27 protein-coding genes and 1 tRNA gene are annotated in these 17,653 nt (G+C 66.3%); 9 read left to right on the forward strand and 19 right to left on the reverse strand.

The window, feature by feature from the left end; translation table 11 throughout:
- Position 1: 1 nt before the first annotated feature.
- The 13 genes from AC068A_RS04450 to AC068A_RS04510 form a co-directional block, all read right to left on the reverse strand.
- Positions 2 to 265: a hypothetical protein gene (locus AC068A_RS04450; RefSeq protein WP_478580559.1), complete on the reverse strand. Its 264-nt coding sequence runs from the start codon at positions 263 to 265 to the stop codon at positions 2 to 4.
- 110 nt (positions 266 to 375) lie between these two features.
- The gene (locus AC068A_RS04455) at positions 376 to 714 is read right to left on the reverse strand and encodes a phage tail assembly protein (protein WP_478580562.1); all 339 of its coding nucleotides are present in this window, start codon (positions 712 to 714) and stop codon (positions 376 to 378) included.
- Positions 715 to 820: 106 nt separating this feature from the next.
- The gene (locus AC068A_RS04460; protein ID WP_478580565.1) at positions 821 to 1,561 is read right to left on the reverse strand and encodes a phage tail tube protein; all 741 of its coding nucleotides are present in this window, start codon (positions 1,559 to 1,561) and stop codon (positions 821 to 823) included.
- Between the two features lie 78 nt (positions 1,562 to 1,639).
- Positions 1,640 to 2,134 carry a hypothetical protein gene (locus AC068A_RS04465; protein ID WP_383651885.1) on the reverse strand — a complete coding sequence of 165 codons (495 nt, stop codon included), beginning with the start codon at positions 2,132 to 2,134 and terminating at the stop codon, positions 1,640 to 1,642.
- Positions 2,134 to 2,517 (reverse strand): DUF5403 family protein, encoded by a 384-nt coding sequence (locus AC068A_RS04470; RefSeq protein ID WP_478580569.1) that lies wholly within the window; start codon positions 2,515 to 2,517, stop codon positions 2,134 to 2,136. Before AC068A_RS04470 ends, AC068A_RS04465 begins: the two co-directional genes overlap by 1 nt.
- Positions 2,517 to 2,852 carry a phage head completion protein gene (locus AC068A_RS04475; RefSeq protein WP_478580571.1) on the reverse strand — a complete coding sequence of 112 codons (336 nt, stop codon included), beginning with the start codon at positions 2,850 to 2,852 and terminating at the stop codon, positions 2,517 to 2,519. Before AC068A_RS04475 ends, AC068A_RS04470 begins: the two co-directional genes overlap by 1 nt.
- Positions 2,849 to 3,346: a hypothetical protein gene (locus tag AC068A_RS04480; RefSeq protein ID WP_478580574.1), complete on the reverse strand. Its 498-nt coding sequence runs from the start codon at positions 3,344 to 3,346 to the stop codon at positions 2,849 to 2,851. Before AC068A_RS04480 ends, AC068A_RS04475 begins: the two co-directional genes overlap by 4 nt.
- A gap of 36 nt (positions 3,347 to 3,382) precedes the next feature.
- Positions 3,383 to 4,444 (reverse strand): hypothetical protein, encoded by a 1,062-nt coding sequence (locus AC068A_RS04485; RefSeq protein WP_478580576.1) that lies wholly within the window; start codon positions 4,442 to 4,444, stop codon positions 3,383 to 3,385.
- Positions 4,445 to 4,521: 77 nt separating this feature from the next.
- Positions 4,522 to 5,037, reverse strand: a complete 516-nt coding sequence (locus tag AC068A_RS04490) for a hypothetical protein (protein WP_478580578.1) — start codon at positions 5,035 to 5,037, stop codon at positions 4,522 to 4,524.
- Position 5,038: 1 nt separating this feature from the next.
- Positions 5,039 to 5,932 carry a VG15 protein gene (locus tag AC068A_RS04495; RefSeq protein WP_478580581.1) on the reverse strand — a complete coding sequence of 298 codons (894 nt, stop codon included), beginning with the start codon at positions 5,930 to 5,932 and terminating at the stop codon, positions 5,039 to 5,041.
- A 251-nt stretch (positions 5,933 to 6,183) separates the two neighbouring features.
- Positions 6,184 to 7,605 carry a phage portal protein gene (locus AC068A_RS04500; protein ID WP_478580584.1) on the reverse strand — a complete coding sequence of 474 codons (1,422 nt, stop codon included), beginning with the start codon at positions 7,603 to 7,605 and terminating at the stop codon, positions 6,184 to 6,186.
- Positions 7,606 to 7,637: 32 nt separating this feature from the next.
- Positions 7,638 to 8,978 (reverse strand): terminase, encoded by a 1,341-nt coding sequence (locus AC068A_RS04505; protein ID WP_478580587.1) that lies wholly within the window; start codon positions 8,976 to 8,978, stop codon positions 7,638 to 7,640.
- Complete coding sequence (locus AC068A_RS04510; RefSeq protein WP_478580883.1) at positions 8,923 to 9,288, reverse strand: hypothetical protein; 366 nt, start codon at positions 9,286 to 9,288, stop codon at positions 8,923 to 8,925. Before AC068A_RS04510 ends, AC068A_RS04505 begins: the two co-directional genes overlap by 56 nt.
- Between AC068A_RS04510 and AC068A_RS04515 the strand changes: the two genes are divergently transcribed.
- A complete protein-coding gene (locus AC068A_RS04515) occupies positions 9,278 to 9,865 on the forward strand; it encodes an endonuclease domain-containing protein (RefSeq protein WP_478580590.1) in 588 nt (195 codons plus the stop codon). The genes AC068A_RS04510 and AC068A_RS04515 overlap by 11 nt on opposite strands.
- Here AC068A_RS04515 and AC068A_RS04520 read toward each other — a convergent pair.
- Complete coding sequence (locus AC068A_RS04520) at positions 9,862 to 10,290, reverse strand: phage terminase small subunit (protein ID WP_478580866.1); 429 nt, start codon at positions 10,288 to 10,290, stop codon at positions 9,862 to 9,864. The two genes, AC068A_RS04515 and AC068A_RS04520, sit on opposite strands and share 4 nt — an antisense overlap.
- 73 nt (positions 10,291 to 10,363) lie before the next feature.
- Here AC068A_RS04520 and AC068A_RS04525 point away from each other — a divergent pair, with 73 nt between their 5' ends.
- Positions 10,364 to 10,897, forward strand: a complete 534-nt coding sequence (locus AC068A_RS04525; protein WP_478580593.1) for an HNH endonuclease — start codon at positions 10,364 to 10,366, stop codon at positions 10,895 to 10,897.
- 2 nt (positions 10,898 to 10,899) lie between these two features.
- Here the strand turns inward: AC068A_RS04525 and AC068A_RS04530 are convergent, their stop codons facing one another.
- The 5 genes from AC068A_RS04530 to AC068A_RS04550 all read right to left on the reverse strand — a co-directional run bounded on the left by AC068A_RS04530 (position 10,900) and on the right by AC068A_RS04550 (position 12,418).
- Positions 10,900 to 11,142, reverse strand: a complete 243-nt coding sequence (locus AC068A_RS04530) for a hypothetical protein (RefSeq protein WP_478580596.1) — start codon at positions 11,140 to 11,142, stop codon at positions 10,900 to 10,902.
- 1 nt (position 11,143) lies between these two features.
- Positions 11,144 to 11,216: transfer RNA gene (locus AC068A_RS04535), tRNA-Trp, on the reverse strand.
- Positions 11,217 to 11,223: 7 nt separating this feature from the next.
- A complete protein-coding gene (locus AC068A_RS04540) occupies positions 11,224 to 11,394 on the reverse strand; it encodes a hypothetical protein (RefSeq protein ID WP_478580599.1) in 171 nt (56 codons plus the stop codon).
- A gap of 144 nt (positions 11,395 to 11,538) precedes the next feature.
- Positions 11,539 to 11,886: a DNA (cytosine-5-)-methyltransferase gene (locus AC068A_RS04545; RefSeq protein ID WP_478580602.1), complete on the reverse strand. Its 348-nt coding sequence runs from the start codon at positions 11,884 to 11,886 to the stop codon at positions 11,539 to 11,541.
- Positions 11,887 to 11,950: 64 nt separating this feature from the next.
- Positions 11,951 to 12,418, reverse strand: coding sequence for a DNA cytosine methyltransferase (locus tag AC068A_RS04550; RefSeq protein WP_478580869.1), 468 nt, complete (start codon positions 12,416 to 12,418; stop codon positions 11,951 to 11,953).
- 431 nt (positions 12,419 to 12,849) lie between these two features.
- Here AC068A_RS04550 and AC068A_RS04555 point away from each other — a divergent pair, with 431 nt between their 5' ends.
- From AC068A_RS04555 to AC068A_RS04585, 7 genes are all read left to right on the forward strand, one after another.
- Positions 12,850 to 13,296 (forward strand): hypothetical protein, encoded by a 447-nt coding sequence (locus AC068A_RS04555; RefSeq protein WP_478580604.1) that lies wholly within the window; start codon positions 12,850 to 12,852, stop codon positions 13,294 to 13,296.
- A gap of 798 nt (positions 13,297 to 14,094) precedes the next feature.
- Complete coding sequence (locus tag AC068A_RS04560) at positions 14,095 to 14,532, forward strand: hypothetical protein (RefSeq protein WP_478580607.1); 438 nt, start codon at positions 14,095 to 14,097, stop codon at positions 14,530 to 14,532.
- A 140-nt stretch (positions 14,533 to 14,672) separates the two neighbouring features.
- Positions 14,673 to 15,494 (forward strand): hypothetical protein, encoded by an 822-nt coding sequence (locus AC068A_RS04565; RefSeq protein ID WP_478580610.1) that lies wholly within the window; start codon positions 14,673 to 14,675, stop codon positions 15,492 to 15,494.
- A 67-nt stretch (positions 15,495 to 15,561) separates the two neighbouring features.
- Positions 15,562 to 15,930, forward strand: coding sequence for a GNAT family N-acetyltransferase (locus AC068A_RS04570; protein ID WP_478580613.1), 369 nt, complete (start codon positions 15,562 to 15,564; stop codon positions 15,928 to 15,930).
- Positions 15,931 to 16,029: 99 nt separating this feature from the next.
- The gene (locus AC068A_RS04575) at positions 16,030 to 16,491 is read left to right on the forward strand and encodes a hypothetical protein (RefSeq protein ID WP_478580615.1); all 462 of its coding nucleotides are present in this window, start codon (positions 16,030 to 16,032) and stop codon (positions 16,489 to 16,491) included.
- A gap of 68 nt (positions 16,492 to 16,559) precedes the next feature.
- Complete coding sequence (locus AC068A_RS04580; RefSeq protein ID WP_478580618.1) at positions 16,560 to 16,805, forward strand: hypothetical protein; 246 nt, start codon at positions 16,560 to 16,562, stop codon at positions 16,803 to 16,805.
- Between the two features lie 104 nt (positions 16,806 to 16,909).
- Positions 16,910 to 17,623: a DUF2786 domain-containing protein gene (locus AC068A_RS04585; RefSeq protein WP_478580621.1), complete on the forward strand. Its 714-nt coding sequence runs from the start codon at positions 16,910 to 16,912 to the stop codon at positions 17,621 to 17,623.
- Positions 17,624 to 17,653 lie beyond the last annotated feature (30 nt).

Below are 17,653 nucleotides of genomic sequence, written 5' to 3' on the forward strand. Positions count from 1 at the left end.
GCTACCTCCGCTGGAAATGCTTGTAGATATCCGCGACCGAGCGGGGCCTCTTGGGTCTCTGCTTCTCGGCCTTCTTCGCCTGCGGTCTCGGATAGTGCGGAATCTTCGGGGCTTTGCCCTTGCCCCACTGGCCGGTTGCGCGCGTATTCTGATTCACTGCGTCAAACAGATCGGCCGACAGGTGCCGGTCCTGGCCCCAGCCGAAATGCTCACGGCCGCCGGACGCAAGAGCCACCGTGAGAGAGGTGTCGGGAAGCCTCTGCACGAGCAGAAGGACGAGTGCGGGGGAAGGCCCCCGGCCTGCTATCACGTCACGCAGGTCAATGCCGAAGTGGAATAGTAGGTCGGGATAGAGGCCCTCTCCGTATTCGTCGATCAGTCCTGCGAGGCCGAGGCTTCCCCCGCCTGGGTGCTCTCGCCGTAGTGGCCGAAGATTTCGGCGAGGATGGCGAGGTCGCCGTCCACCTCATCCAGCAGGTTCTGCGCCGCCTTTTCGGACGCGGCAATGGTGAGGATTGCCTTGGACAGAAGCGCCGCCTGGTCGGACTCTTCCTTGCCCATCTCCTCCTGGAGCGCCATCAGCGCATCGCGCCGGGCCTTCGGCAGGCGAAGAGGGTTGAGAAGTCGGACGGTCTCGTCGCCGACCTGAATGTCAGTGCTGCCGTACTTGCGCTCCGCGGCAGCACGGATGTCATCGAGGGAGTAAGAAGCCATGGGGTTGCGGACCTCCAGAGGGAAGAAAGGACGGGAAGCGGACCGGCGGCTGAAAGCCCGGCGCGGACGTGTCCGCAAGGCGTCCGCGCCGGGAGTAGGGGGTGGGTCAGGTGGCGGTGCCGGCGACCCACGCGGTCGCGTTCCACCACGCCTTGGAGCCGTCGCCGAGGACCAGGTGCTGACCGGTGGTCCACCTGGTGGCGGGCGTCGCGGTGACCCCTGCCAGGGCGGCAATGTTGGTCGGTACCGTCGCGCCGTTCGGAGTAAAGGAGCCAGGGGAGCCAGCGGTGGCACCGGTCGCGAGAACGCCGCCCAGGGGCGTGATGGCGTACGTCCACACATTCGTGTTGTGGACCATCGGCTTAACGCCGATCGGAAGTCCGGCCAGGCTCTCCGTGTCCGAGATCGCCATGTCGTCAGCGCGGTAAATCTCGGCACGCGGGGCGTAGAACGCGAAATGGTTGTCGCCGTCCACGAATACCGCGAGAAATGCCGACTGGGTGGGCTCCGGGTTGGTCGGAACTCCGACCGAACCGTCCGGAAGGATAGGCGCATTGGCGCCGAAGTAAAGCTTCAGTCCGGCAGTATCGAACTGCTGCAAGGTGAACGTCATGGTCTCGGTCCGGGCCGAGTACTTCGTCCGCAGGGACTTGTTCTGAAGGCTTCCGATCGTGGTCGCCTCGCCGCCTTCGGAAGTAATACCGAAGATGTCCTCAAGGGAGGTGTGGCCGACGTTCTGCCACGGGCTGAGCGGTGTCAGAAGGTCCGCTGGCATCGTGGTGCCAACCGGCGCCGTCAGGTAATTGCCACTACCTACAACGAGGGTGGCCAGGTCATTGATTGCCAAGAGGCTGCATCCTTGCTCGCGCATGCAAAAGGCCCGGCTCCCTGTGAAGGGATTCCGGGCCTCGTGCAGTGGGGATTGTTAGGGGGTGTATGGGCGAGTCCGCGGCTTGCGGATCTGCACGTCATAGATCGACTCGTAGCGCCAAACCCCGGTTGGGAGGTCGGCATACTGAACGGGGCCCGTTGCCGTGGCCCAGTCCGTTGCCCGCCGGGGCGCAGAGTTCAGATCGACGCGGATAATGTGGCCGCGGCGCGGATATACCTTCTGGTTCAGCCAGGCGTTCCGCAGGACGACGCGAACGGCCTCCGACAAGATCGCGGCTTCCTCGTCGCCGTTGGGGTCCGGAACGAAGCAGTTGATGACAACGCGCGCCGCGTCGGTGAAGCGGGTGTCGCCCTGCCATTCACCCCATGTCGGATCGCGGCGGACCAGGACGAGGGGAAACTGTTCGTGAAGGTCGACCAGGGACTTCACGCGGATGCCGGGCAGACCCTCGCGCAGGACGGCCAGGAGAAGGTCTTCGACGGGCGACAGCTCGGCCATGGCCTTGATGTGGTCTGGGAGTCCTGCCATCAGTCGAGGTGCACCTTCCCCTTCCTCTTCTTGGGGAGGTTCGCGGCACGGGCCAGGATGAACAGCCCGTCGGAGGCGGGGATCACGTCGAGGTACGTCGTGCCGTCCTTGCCCTGGCGCACGACGACGGACTCGGCGCGGCCGTACTCGATCGAGAGAGCAGCCTTCTTGCCCCTCTCGTCGTCCAGGACCACGTACTTGTCGACATCGCCGTCCACCACGTCGATCGACGCGTGGCCTTCCTGGCGGTGCTGAAGCAGCAGAGCTTCTGCCCGTGCGGCGATCTCGAATCGCGCCTCGTCGAGGGCGTCCTGCACGCCGGGCAGGGTGGCGATGTACTTCTCCAGCTTGAGGCGGCCCACCTTGTTTTCGATCTTTGCCATCAGGGCCGCTCCCGTATGTCGATCGACCAGTGCCGTGTGCGGCGGTCGCCGTGGTGGTAGGCGGGAGGGGACACGATGTCCCACATGCGGCCCTGGTACTCGACCCGGGACCACAGGGTCACGCCCTCGATGTGGGGATCGACGACCATGCGGACCACGTTGATCTGCTGCTGGCCGGGCACCTCGGCTTTGCCGGAGCGCTGCGGGATGAACGCGGCCTTGACGGTGACCGCGCTGTTCTCGTCCACCGCGATCACCTTGTTGCCGCGGTTGTCGACGATTTCGGCTGTCCGCCACACGCGCGCGGTCTGGCCGCGCCTGCGCTGCACGCTCACCAGGGGCCCTCGTTTTTGAACAGGGGAAAGGGCGAGGTGGGGGAGTAGTCGACGGGCACGAGGCCGCTGGTGTCTGCCCGCTGGGGCTTCGTGCCCCAGGCCGAGACGGCCACGCTGGTGATGCCGCGCTTGCGGCCGGCAAGCTCCTCCAGGAGCCGGATCTCTTCGCGGGTGAAGTAGACGCTGCCCGCGTCCCGGCCGTGGGCATCCGACCAGGCGAGCGTCTCGTCGCCCGCCCTCGACTGCGTGTACCCGTTCGGGTTGCGCAGGTATCTGGCTGCGGACTTCAGGACAAGCGTCCGGACCAGCCGCGGTGTTGTGGCCTCGGGCCACTCCCGGCCGTAGGTGGCGGCCAGGTCCGAGGCGTCTTCCAGTGCACCGGCCGCAATCCGCAGCTCGTCGGCGTCCAGTTCCCAGTCGAGGCGGTCTTTCAGCTCGTCCAGGGTGGCGTACTTCAGGTTTCCTCCTTCCGCAGACAGCGGGGAGGCAGCCACGCACCATGGGTTACATGTTTACATGCTGCCTGTTTGTCAGGCGTTGGCGGGATCGGTCTCAGCCTTGTAGCCGGTCGGGGTCCAGACCTTCGCGTCGCTGATGCCGGTGATGGTGGCCAGCTCGGATGCGGCTGCCGGGTAGTCGGACTTGGCGTCGAGCTGGAGCTTGATGCCGCGAACGAAGTGCTCGCCGGAGCTGATGACTTCCTTGTTGTTGGCGTTGTCCCAGCCGACGAGGATGTCCGTCACGCTGCGGAAGCCCGCGTACGTGTTCACGACCGAGCGGTCTTGCATGTACGTCGGGTCGTAGTCGCGGACCCAGCGGGCTGCAATGCCTTCGAAGGACTGCGTGGCGCCGAAGGGCACCGACTGCGGGACAGCCGGCGCACCGGTCACGAAGACGAACGCCGAAGACGCGAAGGCGTAGGCGCAGTCGGCCGGGATCGTCTGGTCGACCACGATCCGGAAGCCGTACCGGTCGCCCAGGGTCGCGGTCCGGAGCGCAGACTCAGCCGCCCCGTCGCCGACGTTCTGGGCGAGGTTCATCTTGTCGTCGTTCAGGAGTGCCGACTCGAACTCGGTTCCCACCAGGAGGTAGCGGTCGCCGTCCGGCACGTTGAACTTGTTGAGGACCCGGCGGGCCTCGATCAGCGCACCGCGGAGGTTCGCCTGCGCGTTGCCGATGGTGACGGCGTACGCCTGGCCGGTCAGGGTGTTGACTGCCCGGCGCTGAAGGCCGCGGGCCACGGCCTTGACCTGCGGGCGCAGGAGCTTGGACCAGCCGTCGAGGTCGAAGTCGTACTGCTCGTCCGTGACCTTGACGGCGGAGTAAACGTTTCCGCCGAAGCTGACGGCGATCTTGCGCTCGGAGTAGACGTCGAACTCGATCGGCGAGGACCGGTCGTTGCGGAAGGCGTACTCACGGAATGGGAGGATGCCTTCGACGGTCATGTTGACCGTGTCGTTCTCGGCGCCCTTGAACTGGTCGATGCCCTCCCGGCGGAAGAGGCGGGGGACGATCAGCTCCTGTTCGAGCATGCCGACTGCGGTTGCGGCGAGCTTCTGCGGCTTGACTACCTGGTGCTGAGGGGTGGGCAAGGGGTGCTACCTCCGGGGCATGAAAAATCCCCCGGCCGGTCAGCGCGGGGGTTGAGGAAGGGGGATCATCGGAGCCGCTAGAAGCGCCGGGTTCGCCGCGCGAGTTTGCGCGGGTCCATCTCTCCGTCGTCCTCGTCGGACGGGTTGAGGCCGCCGCCCAGGGAAGGCGGAGTCTCGGGGGCGAGGAGCAGGTGAAGGGCCTTGGCGTCGACCTCAAGCTCCTCGGGAGTCGAGCCGCGAAGCCGTCCCGCCAGAGCCTCCGGAAGGTCGTACTTCCGGGCCACGGTCGCCACGATGAGCGAGTGCTCCAGCTCGGCGTTCTTGGCCTTCACGTCGGCGAGCGCAGCCTCGAACTCTTCCGGAGTCTTCGCTCCGGAAAGCCGGGTTTCGGCTTCGCGCAGGCGCGTGCGGTACCCGGCGGCCTCACCGCGGACCTTGGCCAGCTCCTTGCGCGCCCAGTCAGGCAGGTCGTCTTCGGGGCTGGGCTGTCCGCCGGCACCGGCCTTGTCGTCCGGCTTCTGCTCCTCGTCCGGCTTCTGGCCGGGCGGCCCCTCACCGGTCGGAGGGGTCTCGTCGGGCTTCTCTTCGGGCATGTCACGCCTCCGGGGCTGTGTCAGTGGACTGCCGAGCCTCCTGGGCTGCGGCTCTCTGCTTGCTGCGGATGAAGCGGCGCCATACGGTCACCGCGGCCTTGCCGGTGTGGCCCTTTGTGACCTGTGGCCATAGGGCTTCGTACTGCCGCGACAGTGCGGTCAGCTCGCTTGACTGGTACTGACCCCAGTTCCAGACCGGCATCGCGTAGCAGTGGCAGTTGTCGTGATAGCGGTCGCCGTCGTTGAAGGTGGCGGACTCGCGGCTCTTGTAGACCGGCCCCCGGCTGATGAGCATGGCGCACCAGCCGCACGGGGTGCCGGTGCGGGACAGGCGTACGTACCCGAGGGCCCGCCGGTCGCGGGTCATGTGGTTCCAGCTCGTTGACCGGGCACCGTTCATCGCGATACGCGCGGCGGCTGCCGCCTGCTGCGAGCCCGCCTGGCGGTGTGCTTCGTCGGGATCGGCGTCCTCGAGGGTCAGGCGCCGGTCAAGGTTGGTCGGGCCGAGGGCATCGAGCACGAGCCGGAGTTCCTCCTCGGCCTGGCGCTCGATCCGTTCCTCAGATTCGCGGAGTTGCTCCAGCTCCTCGACGAGGATTCGGTCCCAGTCCTGGTCACCGTCGTCTTCGCTGTCACCGTGGTCGCGGTGCTCGTCCAGGCTCTCGTCGTCCTGGTCCTGGTGCTCATCGTCATCTGGCCCGGGGAGATGGCCGTGGTTCCGCTGATGTGGGGGCCGTTCTGCAGCGCCGGCAGGCAGCGGGCTCTCACCGTCCGCGGGAGGGGGCTCGTCAAGCGTTCTGCCGGGCGGCTCGTACGTACCGGCCAGTGCTGCGAACTCCCGCCGCAGGTCAGCGAGCGTTACGTAGGACGGCTCAGGGTGGTACGGGTCGGCCACCGTTGTCCCGGTCTGAAGGGCGCGTGCCAACCGGAAGTATGCCCGCGCAAGATCGCGGGACTGGCGCCGTCGACCCATGACGAGGGTGATGGCCCTGCGCAGCCAGGCGCCAGCCGTTACCGTTCGACGGTCCGCCGGAACGTCCGCCCACAGCGCCAAAGCCTCCGCGGTGGTCTGCGCTCCGATCTGGGTCAGGGCTACGTGGAAGGCCGCCGAGACCTCATCGGTCTCGGCCTGCCTCTTCGTACGCGTCACGCTGCCGCCGGGAACGGTTCCGCGGTGACCGGTTCAGCGGTCGCCCGAGTGAGGGCGGAGGCGAGCTGGCCCACGGAGTCCTCTTCGTCCGCGAGGTCGTCCCATTCGTCCAGCTCGGTCTGCGTCACGTTCGGAACCCGCTTCCACAGGCCCTTGGCCGGAATGCCGAGCTGCTCGCGCAGCTTGCCCAGTGCGTCAGCAGACTGGGCGAGGGAGCGCTGTTCCATGTCGCGCCAGATCACTTCGCCGGTGAAGTCCTCGGCACCGAGGGCGCCTTCCAGCTCGGCGGCCAACCGGAAGACTCGCTCCCACGCCTCGCCAAAGGCTGTACGGAACTCCTGGATCATGCGGCTGAGACTGATCTCGGCGGCCTGGAGGGCCTCGGCGCTGAGGTTCGCGATCTGGCCCAGCATCGCGTGGGGCGGCACCTGTGCAATCGCGCTAAGGTGCCGGACGCTCATGTCGATTGAGTCGATGAACCCCTGCAACGGGGTCTCGTCCAGGCTGCCGAACCGGACATCCGGGTCTTCAGCGAACAAGAAGCGTTTGGCGTTGTGGTTGATCGGCAGGGGAATCGGGTTGCCCTGCTCGTCATAGACAACCTCGCCCGTCTCCGGGTCGCGCTGGACCGGGGGCGCCATGCCCGTGACGGTCCGGACTTTCGTGCTGCCGAAGGACTGCGCGAGCAGCAAGTCGAACACGGTCTGGTTGATCCGGTTCTGGAGCGGGATCATCGGCTCCACCAGGCCGACCGTGCGGCCTTCCAGGTCAACCGACGCCGCGAACCGCGTCACGGGGCACTCGGCCGCTCCGTGGCGCTTGCCCTTGCCGACCGTGACGCTGTCGCTGTCATCCAAGCTCTTGAAGGTCACCGCGTACTCGAAGCGGCCGTCCCACATCCGGGCCCTGCCGGCCTTTTCGCCGACAGGCCAGGTGACCACGGTCAGGGCCGCATGGGGCGTGTCGTCGTTGGCCGGGTCCTCATAGAGGGCGCTGGTCCTGAGCGCGGACAGGCCCTTCGTGAGAACCGCGCCCTTCACCCGCTCGGTCAGGGTGAAGCTGTGCCCGTAGGTCAGCGCGCCCTTGTAGACGGCCGACTGCCGGGCGTCGAGGCGGGAGCGCTGCCAGTGCCGCCACTGCGGGGACGCAAGATCAGTTGCCGCACCGCGGCCTGCCTCGTCACCCGCGCGGTAGCCGTCCACGTAGAGCGCCTGGCCCGGGGTGTTGACCAGCAGCGGGGTCCAGTTCGAGACGGCCCGCTTCGCCAGGAGGCGGTACTCGTCGTCGGCCTGCGCCGGCATGTACGGATCGTCGTGACGCCCGTGAAGGTAGTCGTCGATGCGGGTCAGCCGGGCTTTGTCGCGGCCGAGGGTGGCGAGGAGCTGCACCGCAAGGGCGGCAGGCGTGTGGTCAGCCATGGTTTCACCACCCTTGTTCAATGTTTACATCGCTACAGGAAGAAGCCCCGGCCAGTCCGCTTGCGGACCTTTCGGCCTCGGGCACGCAGGTCGAACAGCGCCTCGTGCGCCAACATCAACGCGGCGTAGGCATCGACCTTCTTGGGCGACTCCCGGCTCTCCTTGCCGAACGAGACGCCGTAGTTGTTCGTCCGGCGCCGCGCATTGAGCACGTGCCGGCGGAGCTTGCGGTCGCCGTCGTGGGCGAGCTTCCGGTCGAAGATCGAGCGCATCAGGCGCTCGTTCGCGAGGGTCGACGCCTTCAGGCTGGTACGCATGTCCCAGCCGATCGCGTCCTTGCCCGGCGCCTTCACTGCCAGGCCCTCGCCGTACAGCTCGGACCACTCGGAGATGTAGGACTCCCAGAGCGCCACGTCGGCGTAGAAGCCCTGCACCTCGAACGCGCTGAAGGCTTCGTGCACGGCCGAGTCGACCTGGGCGCGGGGGACTTCCCAGTCCTGGCCCTGCGGCCCGTCCGGCTTCTCCCACAGGCCGAGCACGAAGGCGCACATGTCACTGACGCGCAGAGCCACCAGGGCAGTGCTGTCGTCGCGGAGGCCGCCGTCGAACCCGAGCGTGATCTCGTCGCCGGGACGGAGCTGCTTGTCGTCGTCGCGCAGGACATCCCATTCGGCCGGACCGAAGAGGGCGTCCTCGGACGCAACGATCTGGTTCAGCCACATACGCCGCGAGCGGCTGGGCGCGATCGTCGTGTCGAGGATCGACTGAAGGATCGTCTCGACCCGCAGCCAGACCGCGTCACCGCGGATCTTCGGCAGCACGATGCGGATCGCCTCGGGCGTCAGCGGCGTAGCCGGATGCGCCTCGATCGAGTCGTACATGACGCCGATGTCCGCCGCGCGTCCTTCGAGGATCTTCTCGAAAGCCTCACGCATCTTCTCGGCGACGCTGTCTTCGCCGGGAAGATAGGCGTTCGTGATCGCGAGGTAACGACTGTCCTTCTTGGTGGCGTTGCCGTCGATCGTCTCGTACATGCGGTCGCCGTTGTTACCGGTCACCCAGTGGTGCGTCTCGTTCAGCACGGTGAAGGTGACTCGGCCGCCTTCGAGGGCGCGGAACGAGCTGGTGACTGCTTCGAGCCTCTGCCGGCCACCATGCGCACGGATCAGCTCGGCCCCGGCCTTGATGCCGTAGGTCTCGATGAGCTTGTCCGACATCAGGGACGGCATCAGCGTCATCGTGTTGCGCGTCTGGTCGCGCGAGACGGCCGCGATCTGCACCCACGCCTGGAGGTGCGGGACGCCGACCGGCTGCTTGTCAGGGCCGAAGTGGGAGAAGCGGCTCGGGCCGACAAACTCGACGAGCGAGATCACCGCGAGAAGCGGGTCCTTGCCCTAAGCCCCAGCCCTTGAGGCGCTGAAGGACGCCCTTGCGGTAGATGAAGCGGCCGTGTTCATCGACCGCGTACCACCACAAGGTCCAGCGGAGCTGCTCGCGCGTGAAGCGCCAGGGCCCGCCGTCCTCGGCCTTGAGGAACTCGGCGCACCAACCGGCGATCTGCCAGCCGAGCGTGCGCTCGGGGAGCTGCCAGGAACCGTCAGGCTCCTTCAGCCACGTGGGGCCGAGGAAGGTTGGTTCGAGTGCGTCGATCTCCTCGTCCGTAAGGGGTGGGATGGGACTCACCTCCCCCCAGGGCTATGCAGCCGACGGTGTGGCGCTGTCAGTAGGGAGCGCTAACGTCGGCGCGGTGACGAGCGCGCGGTTTGAGGACCCCGGTGATCCTGGCTATTGCCGCATATGCAACGACGACATCTACGAGGGGGAGCGGTACAGCGGGACTCTGTGTCTGGAATGCGGTCCAGCCGTGAACCAGGCGCGGCGATACGGCCTCACGCTGCCGCGAGTCAACGCCATCCTGCGAATCCAGAACGACTACTGCCCGCTTTGCGACGAAGGCCCCGGAGACGCTGCGGCTGAAGGCCCGATCTGGTGGCAAATTGATCACGACCACAAGTGCTGCTCGGGGTGTCCGCGCTGCGTTCGCGGTCTGCTGTGTCGCCCCTGCAACGTGGACCTCGGGCGATACGAGGAGAAGTTGCGGCGGGGTCGCTTGAGGTGGCATGTGCAGAAGGTCGACGACTACCTCGCACATCCGCCGGCGCAAAGCGCCGAGGCCCGCAAGCTCCATCCCGACGACTACGGATGGGCGCGCGTCAGATACACGGCCTTGTCGTGGCGAACTCTTACGTGGAAGGGCTAGGACTCAAGCCCCAAGTCCTTCTTGTAGTCAGCGATGGCGAGCACGGCCGCGGACTGCTGTTCCAGCTCAGGCTCGTGCAGCTCGATGCGCACACGTCGCCGATCGCCCTCGGCGACGAGGAGCCGCTCGAAGGCGCTGTAGATGGTCTGAAGCATCTGGCCCGACCGCTTCCCCGACTTCTTGTAGAAGGAGAGGTCTTCGCACAGCGAATAGGCGAGGGCCCAGTCGCTCGCCTGGTAGAAGTCGGCCTGGCCGGACTCCTTCAGGGAGTCCCACAGGCGCTTCGCGATCGGGTGCCAGGTGCGGTCGCCGTTCGGGACCTTCGTGGGGCGGGCAACGCCGCGCGTCACGGACTGAACATCGCTGCCCTTGCGCTCACGGGGGCGGGCGAGGTCGGCTTCGCGGTTGGGCACGGGGCCGGGCATGAGCCTCACCCCCATGAGCGTAAGTGGCCCGGACTGGACCCTTGTTGTCAGTGGTGCGCGTTAGGTTCACGGCATGGCACAAGTTCGGAAGGCTGTCCCCGCAGAGGTGAAGCGGGCCGTGCTCGTTGAGGCGGGGCACCGATGCGCGATCCCAACGTGCAAGACCAGCACGACGGAAATCGCACACATCAAGCCGTGGCGCCTCGTGCGCGAGCACAAGTTTGAGAATCTCATTGCGCTTTGCCCGACCTGTCACACTCGCTTCGACAGCGGGGAGATCGACCGCAAGGCGATGCTCCAGTACAAGGCGAACCTCGGCGTTATCAACGGACGGTACGGGGAGATCGAGCGCCGTGTCCTGGCGCTGTTCGCCGAGAATCCAGAGATCAACTCGGTGCCGATGCCCGCCGCCTCCGATATCGCGATGATGCGCCTGGTGAAGGATGGCCTTTTCGCACGTGGACTGAAGCCCAACTTGGGCATCATGATCGCGAACGGGGCCTGTGCAACGATCGACTTCACGGGGAAGACCCAGGAGTTCTACACCATCACCGAGAAGGGTCGAGACCTCGTAGCCAGGCTCGCGGAGGCGCGCTCATTGAACTGACATCAGAACGCGCCGCCGGTCAGGAAGTGCGTCCACAGCCAGGTGCAGAAGGCGAGGAGCACGAAGCGGCGCAGCCGCACCGAGCCCGTGACGACAGGCCGGGGTTCGTCGTGGCGTCCGATGCTGAACCACTTCCAGACGTGCTCGGAGAAGGTGTCTCCGCGGTCGGTACGGGCAAGGGCTACTCCTTCGATGACGCCGAAGGCCGCCAGCCAGGCGACCCACAGCCATGACCAGATATCCATGCAGGCCGAGAGGGACTCGAACCCCCAGCCGCCGGCTTTGGAGACCGGCGCTCTACCAGTTGAGCTATCGACCCTTGCGGCTCACAGCAGGCCGGGATGTTCCTCAGCCCTGCGGAACCGCCGTTCCATGCGCTTGCGCTTCGCGGCCAGCGCGAGCGCGCCTTCGCGCGACGACTTGGCCTGGTGATGCCACCCGCAGAGCGATCTCAGGTTGGCGTCTCGATGGTCGTCACCAGGCACGATGTGGTCCACGTCTGTAGCGGGTTCTTCGCAGCGCTTCCCGTACTGATCGCGGGCAGTGCAGCGGTGTCCGTCGCGCCGCAGGATGCGGATTCGGGTTCGCGGCCAGTCCGCCGGCAGCCTCTCCCGCCGGTCGGAGCCGTGCCAGTTCGGCATCTACACCCCCAGGTCGAGAAGGGCCGTGAAGGCCGTAGTCGCCTGCTGGGGGACGACACCGTTCCCGAGGATCTGAAGCTGCTGTCCGCGCGTCAGGCCGGGGACGCCGGTCACGTGGCCGAGAGGGAGGCCCATCAGCCATTCGATCCACTCGGCCGTGACCCTGGGACCGCCCTTGCGGCCGACCTCCGCAGGAGGAGGAGCGGCACGGCCGGTCACGTCCTCCCACTGCCTGATGGCGGGAAGGTACTCACCCCACCAGTGCGCGGGCGAGTGCGGGCGGTCGACCGCGGGCTCGGGTTCGCGGCCTTCCCGGATCGCTTCCGAGTATGGGAGGAGGTGGCACACCTCGTCGTCGAGGGTGGGACCGTGACCTCCGGCTCTGCGTTCGTCGGGATGGCGGGCGCCGCCGTTACTGCCGAGGTTCGCGGTCGGAGTCTTCAGGGGTCGCGATACAGAACCACCGGTCACGCAGGTGAGGGCTGCGAGCTGCGGTAGCTCGTACGCAGACCCATCGCGCGCTGTACCCGATCGCGGCCAGGTCACTGAGGACGACTTCGAGCCCCCGCGTCCGGATATTCGAGACGTTTTCCAGGAAGAGGATTCGCGGTCGTATGATGCGAACTGCTTCAAGGACGTTGACCCAAACTCCAGAGCGAGCACCTCGAATTCCAACTCGGTTCCCCGCAATGCTGATGTCTTGGCAGGGGAATCCCGCGGTGATTACGTCTACTTCGCCGACGAGGCGGGACCAGTCGATCTCTCGGATATCTCCGAGATTCGGGGCGTCCGGATACCGCTCGGCGAGGACTGCACTCGGACCGGGCGCGGTCTCGGCGACATACGCCACGTGACCGTCGACCAGGGGAGCTACAGCCATACCCAGGCCGCCGTAGCCTGCGCAGAGTTCGAGGATCTTCAAGCAGACCCCCTGAGTGAAGTGCGTATGTACGTACTTCGCCTCCACCAGGTGGCCCCTCCGGGGCCAAGCCTGCAATTCACCTACGTGCAAAGCGTCTTCATGCTGGCGAGCCCCGACAGGGGCTCAAGCCTCGCGAGCCTTGCGACTTACGTACTTACACTTATAAGTCGCTAGTTGATCTTGATTCCGGAAAGACGGAAGATCGTGACGTGCGTCACACCGCAGCGGCGCCCGAAGGGCAACGGCGGAGAAGTGCAGCGGCGAAGAGGCGATGCCGCCCGGAGGGCGGACAGCATGAAGACGGCAAGCCACTGTGGCGGCCGTAGGCCGCCCCTTTATGAAGACGCGAAGACGTACTTCGCCCAGGCGAGCGCGGTTATCGTGAGCGCATGAGCACCTTCGAGTACGAGCTTCGTGTGCCGGCGGCAGCCAACGCCGACGAGGGATGGGAGAAGCCTGCTGACAAGGGCGAGATGACCACCTGGAGCGGCACGGCGCACGAACTCGGTCGCCTCGTCCTCCAGCGCTGGCGCGAGACGTGCCCGGAGAAGTACCGAGGGCTTCCCGCCGTCGTCGAGGTGCACAGCGATGACGGGCGTCACGCGGAGATCAACGACCCGACCCCCGTCCAAGGATCAACGCTCGCCCTTGAGTGCGCCCTCGAAGAGTCCCAAGTCGCCGACCTCGCCCGCGACGTGAAGCGCCAAGAGCTTGCTGACGCAATGCGGGACGCGAAGGAGTTCGACGGCCTGTCCGTCCGCAACATCGAGCACCGCGTCCGGTCCGTCATGTCCTTGACGGACGCGCGGAAGATTCTCGGCGAAGACAAGGACTGACCTTGCCGCGGCCTCCATTCCTGCGCAGTGCCGGCGGAGGTCTGTAGGACGGTCACATGTGTGCTGACCTGCACATATGGGTGCGAGGGCGGGCGAGCGCGGAGGGCCCCGTCGGCCCTGGAACCGTGGCAGAATCCGAGCTGCTAAGACGTGGCGGCCGGGAAAGCCGCGCCGGCTGGGTCATACCCCCACCCCTCGGGCCATGTGTCGCCAATCCGGACATGCTGTGCACTCATTCGCACATCATCTGGATATCCCCAACTGTGGATATCCGCACTGTCTTTGCTCATACACGCGCATGAGCGCTAGACGGGCAGGCAAGAGACAGAAACCCACGTAAAGGCTTAGACCGGCATCTGTGCGACACGCCAGGGCAGAGCGGATGCACACGCACACGCGTAAGAGGCTAAGGACTCCGGCGCTTCTCGGTGGTCGGGGTTGCGGTGCACCCGAAGCAGCGTGTTAAGGTGTAGCCACATCGACCGAACGAACCGGCAACGGGACGGGCGGTGCGACACGTAGATCCGGTAAACCCGCAGCTCGCAAGGGGAGTTGCGAAACCATCCGGCGATAGTGTTAAGATGTAGCCACATCGAACGGACTCAGGTCCGGGAGATCGCAAGGTTAAGCGTCCTGGCGGTGGGACATGGGAGTGCCTACCGCTGACCAGCCCGAATGCGAAGCTCCACACGATGGATGGTGTAAAGTTCGAACCGACGTCGAGCCAAGAGGTTCGGCGAAACTCTCCGGCTAGTGTAAACTTTGAACACAAGCCGGGTACCGAAGAGGCAAGGTCGCATGAGCGAGTTCGTCTTCTCCGACCGCGATCGGCAGTACGGCAAGGTCGTAGGGCTCAAGAAGGCAGATGGCGACTTCCGGTGCTACCAGTGCGTCGACTTCAGCTTCTACGAGCGGGAGGTCACCGCACGAGATGCAGGGGAGAAGTGCACCTACTGTGCCGGTCCCGTGTTCCTGACAGCTGAGGCCATCGCGTTGATTGAACGACCGAAGCGCCAGGTCAGCCTGGCCAAGACCGAAGTCCAGCGCTTCCCCCTGCTGGATATGGCCTACAACCTCGGGCGCCGCTGCGAGGACCTGGCCATCGCTCTCGATCGAGCCAACCGCGTCATAGCTCAGCAGGCCGTCGAGATCGACCGCCTGAACGGCGTCAAGCCCAAGACCGAAGAGGAGTTGGAGGTCGCGTTCGTCGAAGCCTCCTTCAGTGCCCGAGTGTAAACATTGACCCTGCGAAGGCGAAACGCCCAGCAGTCCCACCGTGCCCCCGGTCTGGGTGCGGTGGGGGGTGTCGGCGGGAGGGTCGGTGCCTCCCCCCTGACGAGCCAGCCCGTCAGCCCATCCCCTGAATGCGAGGACACATGATCAGCTACCAGTGCGACGACGACACCTTGAAGGAGTACGCCGACAAGCTCTTGGAGCGGCCGACGAACTTCGGAGGTGATGACCGGTACTACCGGACGCACGCCCCAGTGATCGGCAAGGCCGACTACGCCGACGATCTGATGGCCGAGTCCAACTACGACACCGCGCTTGAACTCCTCCGGGCCGCCGCCGATGAGGGGCGCAACGACACCGAGGTCTCGGACGAGCACGTCATCGACGCCGGCATACGCCACTGGGGCTGGGGTCAGTGCTCCCAGGTCTTCGTCCAGGTCTACGCCGACGACGTGATGCACTGTCGGAAGTGCGACAGCATCGCGGACTGGGCCGTCAGTCGGAAGGAGCACGGCCGCCGCCGCTTCCTGTGTGCCGGATGCAAGAGTGACTGGGACTGGGACACCGAGCACTCCGGCCTTCCCGCGCTCGCCCCGATCAAGTACCGCCCGAAGTTCACCGCGGCCTGGCGCGAAGCGTGTTCGATCCTCTCCGCCCTGGAGGTCTACGCCGTACTCGACGACTCGGACTACTCCGAGCGCGAGTGGGAGCGCTGGCAGGTGAACGTGAACGAGGCCCTGGAGCGCGCCCAGCGCGAGTACGAGTACGACACCGAGGCTGAGTCGGCTGAGATCGCCGACTCCTGCCATGACGAGCTGGGCGAGCTGTACGGCCACGAGCCGGACTGCGGCATCGACTGGCAGCGGGTTGAGGACATCTACCGCCAGGCCCGCGAGGACTACTTCACCCGAGTCGGCAATGAGCACCTCAACGCCCCGATCGCGGGACAGCTGGCCCTCATCTGATCACCCCGCCACCCCTTCCCATACAGGGAGAGGGCGGGGGTGGCCCAGGCAGCCTGAGAGGCACCCGATGCTCAAGCACGGTCGTACCACCCTTGACCCCGATTGGCTCGCCCCTCTGCGTCAGCAGATAGCTGCCAGCGCCCCCGAGGTCGACATCTGGATCGAGTTCGATTCCGCGGGACACCTCGCCCTCAGCAAGCTCATCGTGCCGCCGAATCGGCGAAACCAGGGCCTCGGAACGCAGGTGATGCAGATCCTCACCGCCGAGGCCGACCGCCAGGGCGTGACCATGACGGGCACCCCTTCGAGCGAGTTCGGGGCCAGCAGCGTGCACCGCCTCCGCCGGTTCTACGGACGCTTCGGCTTCCGCGTCAACGGTGGCCGGACCAAGGACTACACGACCGCCCACTCCATGATCCGGCGCCACCAGCTCTGACCAAAGGCGAAACGTCCCTTCGGGGCGTCAGCGGCAGGCGGACCCTGCCCTCTGACGAGCCAACCAGCGTCAGCACCGACCACCAAAGTACGAGGACACATGGACCCCCAGACCGAATCCGCGGTCAAGGCTGTCGCCGGCACCCTGCTCTCGCACAGCACCATCTACGGCCTCGCCCTCGCCTACGACCGCGAAGAGTTCCGCCTCTTGGCCCGCAAGGCCGAGGACAAGAACCTCGCGCACATGGCCGAGGAGTGCCACCAGCGGGCCGACCTCGCCGCCGCATTGCATCACGCCGTCTTCTGGCAGTACGTGACCGACGACGACCTGATCACAACCCACTGGGAACCGCTTCTCGGCGCGGTCATCCGCCGCGAAGCCTACGAGCTGGTCGAGAAGGGCCGGGCCGAAAAGCTGCTCGCCGACAACCCGGCCGACGAGTTGTACCGCGACATCTGGGCCTGGGAGCGCAACCGCGCCACGAAGAACGCGGACAAGCTCGCCGAGCTGAAGACCAAGCTCACCGCCGTGCGTGACGCCCTCCGCACCCCTTCCGCCTGACCCTCCCGCCCCGGGCCTCTCTGCACACAGGGAGAGCAGGGAGGCCCCTCCGGAAAGCGACCCCAACCGTGATCAAGCCCGACGACGAAATTGCCTTCCGCGCCCCCGACTGCGGCGCACACTCTCTCGTCCTTCGCTTCGGCGACGTGCTGGTGGCAGGACTCTTCGAGCCCTTCGCCCTCGAACCCCTTGCTGAGCTGACCGTGACGTACGACCTGCCGACCTACGAGCAGCGCGAGGCGGAAGCGAAGGCCCAGATCGACGCCCTCGCCATCACCCACATCCTCGGCGGCTGGGACCTGATCACGGTCTGACCCCACCAGGTGCAAAGGCGAAACCTCCCGAAGGGAGGTCAGCGGGAGGCGGTTCCTCCCCTCTGACGATGCCAGCCCGCATCAAATCCCCGAAAGGCTCCGACATGGCTACCCCCATGCCCGAAGACGGCAAGCTCGCCAAGATCCGCGCCATCCTGGCGAAGGCCGAGGACCCGGCGACCACCCCAGAAGAGGCGGACGCCTACTTCGCGAAGGCCGCCGAGATGATGGCGAAGTACGGGATCGAGAAGGCGATGCTTGCCGACGCGGACCCGGCCCAGGATCGCCCCGGAGACCGGATCATCAAGATCACGGGCACGTACGCCAACGACCGGCAGTTCCTCCTCGGTTACGTCATGGATGCGCTCGGCTGCAAGGGGATCAACCTGCGGAACGGCGAGGTGCACCTCTTCGGCTACGAGTCCGACCTCGAACGCGTCGAGCTGCTGTTCACCTCGCTTCAGCTCCAGGCGTTCAACGCGATGCGGCACGGCCGCCCCCGTCCGGGCGAGAAGACGATCACCTACCGGAAGTCGTTCCTCGCGGGCTTCATGCTCACGGTCTACGACCGGCTGAAGGAGATCGAGGCCCGCGCCCGCCAGGAGGCCGCGCCCAGCGCGACCGGCCGCAGTGCCGAGCTGGTCCTCGCAGACCGCAAGGCCGTGACCCTGGCCCGTTTCAGCCAGGCGTACCCAAACCAGCGGAACGGCGGGCGTGCCCGGCGAGGCGGCTCCGGCAAGGCCGCCGGAGAGGCCGCAGGCCGACGCGCTGATCTCGGACAGACCCGCGTCAGCGGTCGCCGGGCCATAGCCGCCTGACCTGCATCCCCGCGGGCTGCCCCTGCACAC

The sequence above is a fragment of the Streptomyces sp. NPDC043854 genome (assembly GCF_056436005.1).

Coding starts and splice junctions, on each gene's coding strand:
- AC068A_RS04455 (WP_478580562.1), bottom strand. CDS start 714: ATGGCTTCTTACTCCCTCGATGACATCCGTGCTGCCGCGGAGCGCAAG.
- AC068A_RS04465 (WP_383651885.1), bottom strand. CDS start 2,134: ATGGCAGGACTCCCAGACCACATCAAGGCCATGGCCGAGCTGTCGCCC.
- AC068A_RS04470 (WP_478580569.1), bottom strand. CDS start 2,517: ATGGCAAAGATCGAAAACAAGGTGGGCCGCCTCAAGCTGGAGAAGTAC.
- AC068A_RS04490 (WP_478580578.1), bottom strand. CDS start 5,037: ATGCCCGAAGAGAAGCCCGACGAGACCCCTCCGACCGGTGAGGGGCCG.
- AC068A_RS04500 (WP_478580584.1), bottom strand. CDS start 7,605: ATGGCTGACCACACGCCTGCCGCCCTTGCGGTGCAGCTCCTCGCCACC.
- AC068A_RS04515 (WP_478580590.1), top strand. CDS start 9,278: ATGGGACTCACCTCCCCCCAGGGCTATGCAGCCGACGGTGTGGCGCTG.
- AC068A_RS04520 (WP_478580866.1), bottom strand. CDS start 10,290: ATGCCCGGCCCCGTGCCCAACCGCGAAGCCGACCTCGCCCGCCCCCGT.
- AC068A_RS04525 (WP_478580593.1), top strand. CDS start 10,364: ATGGCACAAGTTCGGAAGGCTGTCCCCGCAGAGGTGAAGCGGGCCGTG.
- AC068A_RS04530 (WP_478580596.1), bottom strand. CDS start 11,142: ATGGATATCTGGTCATGGCTGTGGGTCGCCTGGCTGGCGGCCTTCGGC.
- AC068A_RS04550 (WP_478580869.1), bottom strand. CDS start 12,418: ATGGCTGTAGCTCCCCTGGTCGACGGTCACGTGGCGTATGTCGCCGAG.
- AC068A_RS04555 (WP_478580604.1), top strand. CDS start 12,850: ATGAGCACCTTCGAGTACGAGCTTCGTGTGCCGGCGGCAGCCAACGCC.
- AC068A_RS04560 (WP_478580607.1), top strand. CDS start 14,095: ATGAGCGAGTTCGTCTTCTCCGACCGCGATCGGCAGTACGGCAAGGTC.
- AC068A_RS04565 (WP_478580610.1), top strand. CDS start 14,673: ATGATCAGCTACCAGTGCGACGACGACACCTTGAAGGAGTACGCCGAC.
- AC068A_RS04570 (WP_478580613.1), top strand. CDS start 15,562: ATGCTCAAGCACGGTCGTACCACCCTTGACCCCGATTGGCTCGCCCCT.
- AC068A_RS04575 (WP_478580615.1), top strand. CDS start 16,030: ATGGACCCCCAGACCGAATCCGCGGTCAAGGCTGTCGCCGGCACCCTG.
- AC068A_RS04585 (WP_478580621.1), top strand. CDS start 16,910: ATGGCTACCCCCATGCCCGAAGACGGCAAGCTCGCCAAGATCCGCGCC.